This is a genomic window from Mycobacterium sp. (assembly GCF_019243155.1).
Classification (GTDB): Bacteria; Actinomycetota; Actinomycetes; order Mycobacteriales; family Mycobacteriaceae; genus Mycobacterium.
Genome location: NZ_JAFAUS010000459.1, coordinates 1 through 10,431 on the forward strand (window position 1 = coordinate 1; position 10,431 = coordinate 10,431).

At 67.9% G+C, this 10,431-nt stretch carries 10 protein-coding genes; 2 read left to right on the forward strand and 8 right to left on the reverse strand.

The window, feature by feature from the left end; all coding sequences use genetic code 11:
* Positions 1 to 50: 50 nt before the first annotated feature.
* Positions 51 to 1,322 carry an alpha/beta hydrolase gene (locus tag JOZ00_RS23260; protein WP_293348731.1) on the forward strand — a complete coding sequence of 424 codons (1,272 nt, stop codon included), beginning with the start codon at positions 51 to 53 and terminating at the stop codon, positions 1,320 to 1,322.
* On the opposite strand, the gene JOZ00_RS23265 is transcribed toward JOZ00_RS23260, so the two are convergent.
* The 5 genes from JOZ00_RS23265 to uvrC are packed head-to-tail and all read right to left on the reverse strand — an operon-like array spanning position 1,319 to position 7,678.
* Complete coding sequence (locus JOZ00_RS23265) at positions 1,319 to 2,710, reverse strand: wax ester/triacylglycerol synthase family O-acyltransferase (RefSeq protein ID WP_293348707.1); 1,392 nt, start codon at positions 2,708 to 2,710, stop codon at positions 1,319 to 1,321. The two genes, JOZ00_RS23260 and JOZ00_RS23265, sit on opposite strands and share 4 nt — an antisense overlap.
* Before the next feature lie 60 nt (positions 2,711 to 2,770).
* A complete protein-coding gene (gene whiA / locus JOZ00_RS23270; RefSeq protein WP_293348710.1) occupies positions 2,771 to 3,748 on the reverse strand; it encodes a DNA-binding protein WhiA in 978 nt (325 codons plus the stop codon).
* On the reverse strand, positions 3,745 to 4,821 hold the full coding sequence (gene yvcK / locus JOZ00_RS23275; protein WP_293348713.1) for a uridine diphosphate-N-acetylglucosamine-binding protein YvcK: 1,077 nt from the start codon (positions 4,819 to 4,821) through the stop codon (positions 3,745 to 3,747). Before yvcK ends, whiA begins: the two co-directional genes overlap by 4 nt.
* A complete protein-coding gene (gene rapZ / locus JOZ00_RS23280; RefSeq protein WP_293348716.1) occupies positions 4,818 to 5,738 on the reverse strand; it encodes an RNase adapter RapZ in 921 nt (306 codons plus the stop codon). The genes yvcK and rapZ overlap by 4 nt, the downstream gene beginning before the upstream one ends.
* Positions 5,735 to 7,678 carry an excinuclease ABC subunit UvrC gene (uvrC, locus tag JOZ00_RS23285; protein WP_293348719.1) on the reverse strand — a complete coding sequence of 648 codons (1,944 nt, stop codon included), beginning with the start codon at positions 7,676 to 7,678 and terminating at the stop codon, positions 5,735 to 5,737. Before uvrC ends, rapZ begins: the two co-directional genes overlap by 4 nt.
* 109 nt (positions 7,679 to 7,787) lie before the next feature.
* On the opposite strand from uvrC, the gene JOZ00_RS23290 reads away from it, so the two are divergent.
* A complete protein-coding gene (locus tag JOZ00_RS23290; protein ID WP_293348722.1) occupies positions 7,788 to 8,126 on the forward strand; it encodes a hemophore-related protein in 339 nt (112 codons plus the stop codon).
* Between the two features lie 25 nt (positions 8,127 to 8,151).
* Here JOZ00_RS23290 and JOZ00_RS23295 read toward each other — a convergent pair whose 3' ends face one another.
* Genes JOZ00_RS23295 through JOZ00_RS23305 form a run of 3 tightly spaced genes read right to left on the reverse strand, consistent with a single transcriptional unit; the run spans position 8,152 to position 10,404 of the window.
* Positions 8,152 to 8,622, reverse strand: coding sequence for a PH domain-containing protein (locus tag JOZ00_RS23295; RefSeq protein WP_293348725.1), 471 nt, complete (start codon positions 8,620 to 8,622; stop codon positions 8,152 to 8,154).
* Positions 8,619 to 9,101 carry a 6,7-dimethyl-8-ribityllumazine synthase gene (ribH, locus tag JOZ00_RS23300; protein WP_293348728.1) on the reverse strand — a complete coding sequence of 161 codons (483 nt, stop codon included), beginning with the start codon at positions 9,099 to 9,101 and terminating at the stop codon, positions 8,619 to 8,621. Before ribH ends, JOZ00_RS23295 begins: the two co-directional genes overlap by 4 nt.
* Before the next feature lie 25 nt (positions 9,102 to 9,126).
* A complete protein-coding gene (locus tag JOZ00_RS23305) occupies positions 9,127 to 10,404 on the reverse strand; it encodes a bifunctional 3,4-dihydroxy-2-butanone-4-phosphate synthase/GTP cyclohydrolase II (RefSeq protein WP_293348734.1) in 1,278 nt (425 codons plus the stop codon).
* Between the last annotated feature and the right edge of the window lie 27 nt (positions 10,405 to 10,431).

Sequence of the window (10,431 nt, forward strand, 5' to 3'; positions counted from 1 at the left end):
AGCACCGGCAAGATCCTGCGCAGCGAATTGCAATCACGGGTCACCGGCGCATGAGGCGTGACCTGATCAAGACGCTGCGCCGCCCCCGGCCGGTGGCGCGCGCGGCGCTCGAACTTGCCAACGCCGCCAACGGGTTTCGCCCGCTGGCCCGCAAGGGCTACAGCACCATCCTGGTGTTCTGGTTCGGCTGGCCGACGTCGGAGGTGCCGGGTCTGTATTTCACGGCGTCACTGCTGGATGTGCTGCGCCGCGGCAGGCGCGGCGACTTCGCCGGTCGGCGGGGCAAGGTCGCACTCGGCCTGACGGCCGCGTCCTGGGCGCTGCTCGGGGTGATCCGCTACCGCGGTGTCACCACCCCCGGCCCCGTGCTGGAGGCGGGCCTGCGCGAACAACTCGGCCCCGACTACGCCGACGAACTGGCCAAGCTGCCCACCCAGCCCACCCGCAGGGGACGGCGCAACCTGCCGCTGCGCAACACGATGGCGCGCCGGCGCTACGTCGAGAAAAAGAACGTCGTCTCCTACGGCCCGCACCGCGCGAACATGGCCGACATCTGGCGCCTCCGCGATCTGCCGCGCGACGGCAAGGCGCCGGTGCTGCTGCAGGTCCCCGGCGGCGCCTGGATGATCGGGATGCGGCGGCCGCAGGCCTATCCGCTGATGAGCCACCTGGCCGCCCGCGGCTGGGTCTGCGTATCGATCGGCTACCGGGTCGCGCCGCGCCACACCTGGCCAGACCACATCGTCGACGTCAAACGGGCGCTGGCCTGGGTCAAGGAGAACATCGCCGACTACGGCGGTGACCCGAACTTCGTCGCGATGACCGGCGAGTCGGCCGGCGGCCACCTCTGTGCGCTGGCGGCACTGACGCCGAACGACCCGAAGTTCCAGCCGGGTTTCGAGGACGCCGACACGTCCGTGGTTGCGGCCGTGCCGATCTACGGGCGCTACGACTGGTTCACGACCGAGGGCGAGGGCCGTCGCGAATTCGTGGAGCTGCTCGAAAAGTTAGTGGTGAAGCGGACTTTGGCCACCCACCGCGACGTGTTCATCGACGCGTCGCCGATCCGGGACGTGCGGGCCGACGCGCCGCCGTTCTTCGTCCTGCACGGCACCGACGACTCACTGATTCCGGTGGGCGAGGCGCGCGAGTTCGTCGAGCAGTTGCGGTCGGTGTCCAAGGCGCCCGTGCCCTACGCCGAATTGCCGCACGCCCAACATGCTTTCGACATCTTCAGCTCGCCGCGGGCGCATCAGTCCGCCGAGGCGATCGCCCGGTTCCTGTCCTGGGTCTACGCGACGAACCCGCCCCCGAGCGGCTAGCTGCCCAGCCCCGCGGCGCCTTCGAGTTCGGTGAGCGCCGTCTTGATGGCGTAGGCCATCTCGTCGATGTCACTGGCGACCTCGGGCGTCGTGACGAAGCCGAAGTCCAGGCTGTCGCCGTAGGAGAAGCAGGTGATGTTCAGGGCGATGTCCATGACCGGCGGCCCGAGGGGCACCAGCGATTCCAGCTTCGCGCCTGCCATGTAGAGAGGCATCGTCGGTCCGGGGACGTTGGACACCACCAGGTTGAGCGGCGCGAGGTTGTGCGACAGCCCGCTCGCGGTGTAGGCGCGGGCGGCCAGCTGCAGCAATCCCGGCGGTGTCGTCTCGGTGAGCCCCATGATCTGATGCGCCGACAGCGCCTTGGCCATTTCCTTTGCGCTCTGGGTACTTTCGTGGATGACCCGCAGCCGCTCGGCGGGATCCTCGATGTCGGTGGCCAGCGATGCGGTCATCGAGCTGATCTTGTTGCCGACGTCACCTTTGGACTCGTCGGTGCGGGTCGAGACCGGGATCTGTGCGATCAGGGGTTTGGCCGGCAGCTCGTCGCGCTTCTGCAGGTATGCGCGGGCAGCACCCGCCACCAGCGCGAGCACGACGTCGTTGAGCTTGACGTCGAAGGCGTCCTTGACGGCCTTGACCCGGTCCAGCTCGACGCGGACGCCGGTGATCCGCCGGTGTGGCGACACCGTGGCGTTGAAGCGGGTCTTGGGCGCATCGAAGAAGCGGGGCGGCTTCTTCGTGACGCCCAGGGCGGCGATCTGTTGGCGCACGGTCTGCTCCACCAGCCTGCTGATCCGGAACGGCGTCTTGACCCACACGTTGTAGAGCGCGCCCAGCGCGCGCCGCTCCAGGCCCGGAAGCTGGAAGCCCACCAGCGATCCCACCGTCTCCGTGTTCGCCGGCCGCGGTTCGGGCGTGACATCCAACAGGATTTCGCCCAACCCGGCACCGGAGACCCCGTCGACGATGGCGTGATGCATCTTGGTCAGCGTCGCGATCCGCCCACCCTTGACGCCCTCAATCACCCACAGCTCCCAGAGCGGTCGCGACCGGTCCAGCTTGTAGGACATCAGCCGGCCCACCAACTCGTCGACCTCGCGCCGGCCGCCCGGCGCCGGGACGCCGATGCGGCGGATGTGGAAGTCGACGTCGAGTTCCTCGTCCTCGACGAACCACGGCCGGTCCAGCCCCAGCGGCGCCCCGGTGACCCGCCATCGCAGTTGCGGCAATTCCGGCAGTCGCTCGATGATCAGCTCGCGCAGGCGCGCAAAGCTGTACTCGGGCGCATCGGTGGGGTCGCAGATGGCCAAGGCGCCGACGTGCATATGCCAGCCGGCAGTTTCCGCGGACCAAAACGCCGCATCAACACTCGAAAGCCGCTTCATGCCCCGACCGTAGCCCTCCCCTGCCGACGGCGCGGAGCTATGGCAAACAAAACCGGGGGGCTAGGCGTCCTCGAGCAGATCGGGTGTCACCGCGGACTCGGTGTCCGGGATCCCGTCGATCTTCGCCTTGCGATCGGCCATCGACAGCAACCGCCGAATGCGGCCCGCCACAGCGTCTTTCGTCATGGGCGGGTCAGCGAGCCGGCCGAGCTCCTCGAGTGAGGCCTGCCGGTGCTCGACGCGCAGTTTGCCCGCCGAGGCCAGATGATCGGGAACGGTGTCGCCGAGGATCTCGAGGGCCCGTTCCACCCGGGCGGCTGCGGCGACCGCGGCCCGCGCGGAGCGGCGCAGGTTGGCGTCGTCGAAGTTGGCCAGCCGGTTGGCCGTCGCCCGCACCTCCCGCCGCATCCGGCGCTCCTCCCAGACCAGCCGGGTGTCCTGGGCGCCCATCCGGGTCAGCAGCGCGCCGATCGCCTCGCCGTCGCGCACCACCACCCGGTCGGCGCCACGCACCTCGCGGGCCTTCGCGCCGACCCCCAGCCGGCGCGCTGCGCCGACCAGTGCCAGCGCGGCCTCCGGGCCCGGGCAGCTGACCTCCAGCGCCGACGAACGGCCGGGCTCGGTCAGCGAGCCGTGCGCCAAAAAAGCTCCACGCCATGCGGCTTCGGCGTCGCCGACGCTGCCGCCCACGACCTGCGCCGGCAGACCGCGCACGGGACGCCCGCGATTGTCGAGCAGCCCGGTCTGACGCGCCAGCGCCTCACCGTCGTTGGCCACCCGCAGCACATACCGGGTGCTCTTGCGAATCCCGCTGGCCGACAACACATGCACGACGGCGTTGTAGCCGTACAGCTCGAAGATGTCCTTACGCAGGCGCCGCGCGACGTTGCCCAGGTCCACCTCGGCCTCGACGACCACCCGGCCGCCGACGATGTGCAGCCCGCCGGCGAACCTCAGCAGCGACGTGACTTCCGCGCGACGCGCACTGACCGATTTCACTATCAGGCGGCTCAGTTCGTCTTTGACTTCAGTCGTCATCGCCACGCGTCGTCACCCCTTGGTCCGCTGCCAGCCGGTCCAGTCCCACCGGGCGGTGAGCTTGCACCTTCGACCCGAATGTCTGCGGTAGCCGTGATCGGAGGCACCCCCGGCCCCTTGTGGGCCGCTCGGACCCCGTCCAGGGCCGCCGCAAGTTTGCCTGGATCATGTAAAGGTGTACCAGGTCGGGCCACGTCGGCGAAGTGGACCTCGGCCTGTAGCAGTGTTGCGGTGCGGCGTAGTTGCTCGCGCTCCCGCTCGCTGGGCACTCGTTCGGAGTCGATGATGATGTCGTGCACGGTGAACCCCGGCGCGTGCTGGGCGAGCACGTGCAGATGGCGCTCGACCGAGAAGCCGGCCGTCTCCCCCGGTTCGGCCACCAGATTGAGCACCAGTGCGCGGCGGGCGGTGGTGGCGCGCAGGGCCGCCGCGAGCCCGGGCACCAGCACATGCGGGATCACGCTGGTGAACCACGATCCGGGACCCAGCACCACCAGGTCGGCGGCCATGATCGCGTCGACGGCTTGCCGGGTGGCCGGCGGATCCGACGGAAGCAGCCGCACCCGTCGCACCTTGCCCGGCGTGGTCGCGATCGCCACCTGACCCCGGATCTGCCGGAACATCCGCGGGTCCGCCTCGAGTCCGGACACGTCGGCCTCGATCTGCAGCGCGACCGGGCACATCGGCAGCACCCTGCCCTTGACGCCCAGGATGCGGCCGAGCTCGTCGAGGGCGGCGACCGGATCGGCCAACACCTCCGATAGGCCGGCGAGCATCAGGTTGCCGATCGGATGCCCGGCCAGGGCGCCGCTGCCGCCGAACCGGTGCTGCATGATGGTCGCCCACAGCCGCCCGTGCGGACTGTCAGATGCCAACGCCGCCAATGCCATTCGCAGATCACCCGGCGGCACCACGCTCAGTTCGCTGCGCAGCCGCCCGGACGATCCACCGTCATCGGCGACGGTCACGACGGCGGTGACGTGCGGAGTCAGCCGGCGGGCCGCGGACAGCGTCGCGTACAAGCCGTGTCCGCCGCCCAGCGCAACGATGCCCTGGTTACCCGGGTGGCTCATTCGCGGCCCAGATCGCGGTGGAGCACCCGCACCGACAGTTGCGCTTCGTCCTCCTGGGCCTTCAGCTGCGCCATCAACGCCTCGGCGATCGCAACGCTGCGATGCTTGCCCCCCGTGCAGCCAATGGCGACGGTCATATAGCGCTTGCCCTCCCGGCGGTAGCCGTCGACAACCAGAGATAGCAAACGATGGTAGGTGTCGAGGAACTCCGCCGCGCCGGGTTGGCTCAGGACGTATTCACGCACCGCGGGATCCTGCCCGGTGAGGGGACGCAGCTCGTCCACCCAGTGCGGGTTCGGAAGGAACCGCACGTCCATCACGATGTCGGCATCCATCGGCAGGCCGTACTTGAAGCCGAACGATTCGACGGTGACGCTGGTGGTCGTGCTGACGTCGCTGCCGAAGGCGCGCTCGATGCTCTCCCGCAGGCCGCGCACCGACAGCGTCGACGTGTCGATGATCAGATCGGCGGTCGCCCGGACCGGAGCCAGCATCCGCCGTTCGGCGGCGATGCCTTCGGCCAGCGTCTGATCGCCCTGCAGTGGGTGGCTGCGGCGATTCTGCTCGTAGCGGCGCACCAGCATGTCGTCGGAGGCTTCCATGAAGACCACGCGCGGGGCGATGTTGCGAGTGGCCAGCTCGTTGCGCACCGAGTCCAGATCGCCGGTGAACCCGCGCGATCGAACATCCATGACCACCGCCAGCTGAGTGATGCGCGAGCCCGCCGCCAAACCGAAATCCACCATGCGGGTGATCAGCTGGGGCGGCAGGTTGTCGGCCACGTACCAGCCGAGGTCCTCGAGCACCTTGGCAGCTGTACCCCGCCCGGCCCCTGATAATCCGGTCACCAGCACGACGTCGATACCGGCAGTGGGGTCCGACGGGCGGCCATCGGTGAACTCACCCGGGCCTGTCATTCGGCGACTCCGGACTTCTCAGGTCGCAGCGCCTCCAGGACGGCGGTGGCAGTGGCGACACCGATGCCGGGAACCGCGGTGATCTGGTCGACGGTGGCCTCCTTGAGGCGGGCTATCGATCCGAAATGGGTTACCAGCGCCTTGCGGCGATGCTCTCCCAATCCTGGCACCGAATCCAGTGCGGATGCAGTCATTCGCTTGGATCGCTTGCTGCGATGGTAGGTGATCGCGAAGCGATGCGCCTCGTCACGGATCCGTTGCAGCAGGAAAAGACCCTCGCTGTTGCGGGGCATGATGACGGGATCGGGTTCGGACGGAACCCACACCTCTTCCAGCCGCTTGGCGAGGCCGATCACGGCGACATCGGTGATGCCGAGCTCGTCGAGCACGGCGCTGGCGGCGTTGACTTGCGGGGCGCCGCCGTCGACGACATACAGGTTTGGCGGATAGGCGAACCGCCGCGTTTTCCCCTCCGGCGAAAGCATATTCGGATCGCTCTGGTCGCTCAGGTGCCGCAGGAACCGGCGCCGGGTCACCTCGGCGATCGACGCGACGTCGTCGGAGCGGCCCTCGCCGGCGGCTTCCCGGATCCCGAAGTGGCGGTAATCCGACTTGCGCGGCAGGCCGTCCTCGAAGACCACCAACGAGCCCACCACGTCGGTGCCCTGCACGTGGCTGACGTCGACGCACTCGATGCGCAGCGGCGCTTCGGAGAGCCCCAGGGCCTCCTGAATATTCTGCAGCGCAGCCGATCTGGCGTTGAAGTCGCCGGCTCGCCTCAGTTTGTGTTGCTGCAGCGCCTCTTTCGCGTTGCGCTGAACGGTTTCGGCCAGCGCGCGCTTGTCGCCGCGCCGCGCCACCCGCAGCGCGACCCTGGAACCGCGCAACGCGGACAGCCAAGCCGTCAGCTCGTCGGAGTTCGACGGCAGGCAGGGCACCAGCACCTCGCGGGGCACCGGGTTGGTGGATTCGTCGGCGGCGCCACCCAATTCGGCCTGTTCGCCGTAGAACTGGGTCAGGAACTGCTCGACGAGCTGTTCCTCGCCCGAATCACCGGCCTCCGCAGACTTTTCGACGATCCAGCCCCGCTGACCGCGAACCCGGCCGCCGCGGACGTGGAAGACCTGGACGGCCGCTTCCAGCTCGTCGTCGGCGAACGCGACGACGTCGGCGTCGGTGCCGTCGCCCAGCACCACGGCCTGCTTCTCCATCGCGCGCTTGAGCGCGCCGAGGTCGTCGCGCAGCCGCGCGGCCCGTTCGAAGTCGAGTTGCTCGGCCGCGGCGTTCATCCGCTGCTCGAGCTCGCGGGCAAAGCGGTCCGTCCTGCCGGACAGGAAGTCACAGAAGTCGTCGACGATCTGGCGGTGCTGCTCCGCGCTGACCCTGCCGACACAGGGTGCCGAGCATTTGTCGATGTAACCCAGCAGGCAGGGACGGCCGATCTGGTTGTGCCGTTTGAACACTCCGGCCGAACAGGTGCGGGCGGGAAACACCCGGGTCAGCAGGTCCAGCGTCTCCCGGATGGCCCACGCGTGCGAATAAGGCCCGAAGTAGCGCACGCCATTTCGGCGCGGTCCCCGGTACACCATCAAGCGGGGGAATTCCTCGTTGAGGGTGACGGCCAGCACCGGATAGGTTTTGTCGTCGCGGTAGCGGACGTTGAACCGCGGATCGAACTCCTTGATCCAGTTGTACTCCAGCTGCAACGCCTCGACTTCGGTGTTGACCACCGTCCACTCGACCTTGGCCGCAGTGGTCACCATCTGCCGGGTTCGCGGGTGCAGGGCGGAGATGTCCTGGAAGTAGGACGTCAGCCGGCTTCGCAGGCTCTTCGCCTTGCCGACGTAGATGACTCGACCGTGCGTGTCCCGGAATCGGTAGACGCCCGGCTCGACCGGGATGGACCCGGGCGCGGGGCGATATGTTGCGGGATCTGGCACGTATCCAGGCTAGTAGTCGGTACCCACACCGTTTGGACGGCTCCGGTTGCGGCTACCAACTTCTCACGGGGCATTACAGTGGGTGTTATCCAATGGAGGGAATCCGCAAATGATCAAGCGCTCGTTGACGAGGCTGGCCGTCGCTGTCGGCGGTCTGGCGGTGGCATCGGCCGCTGGGGCCGGGGTCGCATCCGCCGACCCTGATTTCGGCCCGATGCTCAACACAACCTGCAGTTATGACCAGGCGATGAGGGCGGTGCACGCCGAGAATCCGATGGCCGCCCGCTACTTGGACCAGTCGCCGCCGAACCAGCAGTTCTTGCAGCAGTACATGGTGTCGTCCCCGGACCAGCGCGCGAATCTACTGCGCGCCATCCAGAACAACCCGGGCGCGCAGCAGGCGTTGCCGATTTTCCAGCAAATGATGGTCGACTGCACCAGGTACTGACCCAACCGGGCGGGCTGCCAGCGCCTCAGTGCGCCGGCAGGTCCGGCCGGTAACGCGCCAACAGCGATCGCGCGGTGTCCATCGCTTCCACGGCGCGGCCCTTGTCGACGGCCTGGATGGCGAGCACCGGGATGTACTCGTCATCGGGCAGGTCGATGCGCGCCCAGCGATGCCCTAACGGGAACGAGACGCCAACGACATCTGACCAGCTGATCAGCCTGTCGCCCAGCAGATTTCGCACCGAGATTCCGGCCGGCCCCAGCCGCAGTCGGGGCCGTGCGAACAACAGCACGACGCAGGCGATGACCACACCCAGAACGGCCATCGCCACCTGGTCGGCGGTCTGGAAGATCACGCCGCTGGACTTGGCCTTGAGCAGGAGACCGACCGCGATGTGCACGGCGACGATGACGAAAGCCGCCGCGTAGACGAACAGCGGTGTGAGGTGGGGACGAAGTTCCACATCCCAGGCCTCGCGACTCGGCGACGACTTCACGACCGAGCGCGCAGGTCACGTAAGGTCAGCGCGGTGGTCAGTGCCGCCAGGGTGGCTTGGGCCCCCTTGTCCTCGGCCGATTCCGGAAGGCCGGCCCGGTCCAGGGCCTGCTCCTCAGTGTCGGTGGTCAACACACCGTTGGCCACCGGCGTGGCCGAGTCCAGCGACACCCGGGTCAGGCCCTGCGTCACCGCATCACACACGTAGTCGAAATGCGGTGTCTGACCGCGAATCACGACGCCCAGAGCGACCACGGCATCGTGGTTGCGGGCCAGTTCCTGCGTGATCACCGGGATCTCGATCGCCCCGATCACCCGGACCACAGTCGGGTCGTTGATACCCGACTCCGAGGCGACCTTCTGAGCACCCGCCAGCAGCGCGTCGCAGATTTCGCTGTGCCAGGTGCTTGCCACCAGGGCCAGCCGCAGACCGGACGCGTCGAGAGGCGCTACCTCCGGCACACCAGCGCCACCGCTCATCGGTGCAGCACTCCCCCGTCAGCGATCACAATGCCCCCCCGAATTCGCCTGGCAAATGGATGGATTCGTGAAAGTCGTCCAGGCCGGCCAGGTCGTGGCCCATCTTGTCGCGCTTGGTCATCAGGTAGCGGATGTTCTCCGCGTTCGCCCGTACCGGAAGCGCCACCCGCTCGATGATGTGCAGGCCGTACCCGTCCAGTCCGACCCGCTTGGCGGGGTTGTTGGTCAGCAGGCGCATGGAGCGCACACCCAGGTCGACGAGGATCTGCGCACCGATACCGTAATCCCTTGCGTCGGCGGGTAATCCGAGTTTCAGGTTGGCATCCACCGTGTCCTCGCCGGCGTCCTGCAACTGATAGGCCTGCAGTTTGTGCATCAGCCCGATGCCGCGGCCCTCGTGGCCCCGCATGTACAGCACGATTCCGCGGCCTTCCCGCGCGACCATCGCCATCGCCGCGTCCAGCTGGGGTCCGCAATCACAACGGCGGGAACCGAACACGTCACCGGTGAGACACTCGGAGTGCACCCGAACCAGCACGTCGTCGCCCTCCGCGTTCGGCCCGGCGATGTCGCCGCGAATCAGCGCGATGTGCTCGACGTCCTCGTAGATGCTGGAGTAGCCGATGGCCCGAAATTCGCCGTGGCGGGTGGGGATTCGGGCTTCCGCGATGCGCGCGATGTGCTTTTCGTGTTTGCGGCGCCACTCGATCAGGTCTGCGATGGTGATCAGCGCGAGATCGTGCTCGTCGGCGAAGACCCGCAATTCATCGGTCTGGGCCATCGAGCCTTCGTCCTTCTGGCTGACGATCTCGCAGATAGCGCCCGCGGGCTGCAGTCCCGCCATCCGGGCAAGATCGACGGCGGCTTCGGTGTGTCCGGGTCTGCGTAACACGCCACCGTCCTTGGCGCGCAACGGAACAACGTGACCGGGGCGGGTGAAGTCGTCGGCGACGCTGTCGGGATCGGCCAGCAGCCGCATGGTCGTCGCCCGGTCGGATGCCGAAATCCCGGTGCCCACGCCGCGTTTCGCGTCGACTGTGACCGTGTAGGCGGTTCCGTGCTTGTCCTGGTTCACCGCGTACATCGGCAGCAGCCCCAGCCGGTCGCAGATCGCGCCGTCCAATGGTACGCACAGGTAACCGGAGGTGTAGCGGACCATGAAGGCCACCATCTCCGGGGTCGCCATCTCGGCGGCAAATATCAGGTCGCCTTCGTTCTCCCGATCCTCGTCATCGATGACGATGACCGCCTTACCGGCCGCAATGTCGGCAACCGCCCGTTCGACGGAGTCCAACCTCGTCATCTCTGCTGCCTTGCTGTCGTACGGCCC

Coding starts and splice junctions, on each gene's coding strand:
- JOZ00_RS23260 (WP_293348731.1), top strand. CDS start 51: ATGAGGCGTGACCTGATCAAGACGCTGCGCCGCCCCCGGCCGGTGGCG.
- JOZ00_RS23265 (WP_293348707.1), bottom strand. CDS start 2,710: ATGAAGCGGCTTTCGAGTGTTGATGCGGCGTTTTGGTCCGCGGAAACT.
- whiA (WP_293348710.1), bottom strand. CDS start 3,748: ATGACGACTGAAGTCAAAGACGAACTGAGCCGCCTGATAGTGAAATCG.
- yvcK (WP_293348713.1), bottom strand. CDS start 4,821: ATGAGCCACCCGGGTAACCAGGGCATCGTTGCGCTGGGCGGCGGACAC.
- rapZ (WP_293348716.1), bottom strand. CDS start 5,738: ATGACAGGCCCGGGTGAGTTCACCGATGGCCGCCCGTCGGACCCCACT.
- JOZ00_RS23290 (WP_293348722.1), top strand. CDS start 7,788: ATGATCAAGCGCTCGTTGACGAGGCTGGCCGTCGCTGTCGGCGGTCTG.
- ribH (WP_293348728.1), bottom strand. CDS start 9,101: ATGAGCGGTGGCGCTGGTGTGCCGGAGGTAGCGCCTCTCGACGCGTCC.
- JOZ00_RS23305 (WP_293348734.1), bottom strand. CDS start 10,404: ATGACGAGGTTGGACTCCGTCGAACGGGCGGTTGCCGACATTGCGGCC.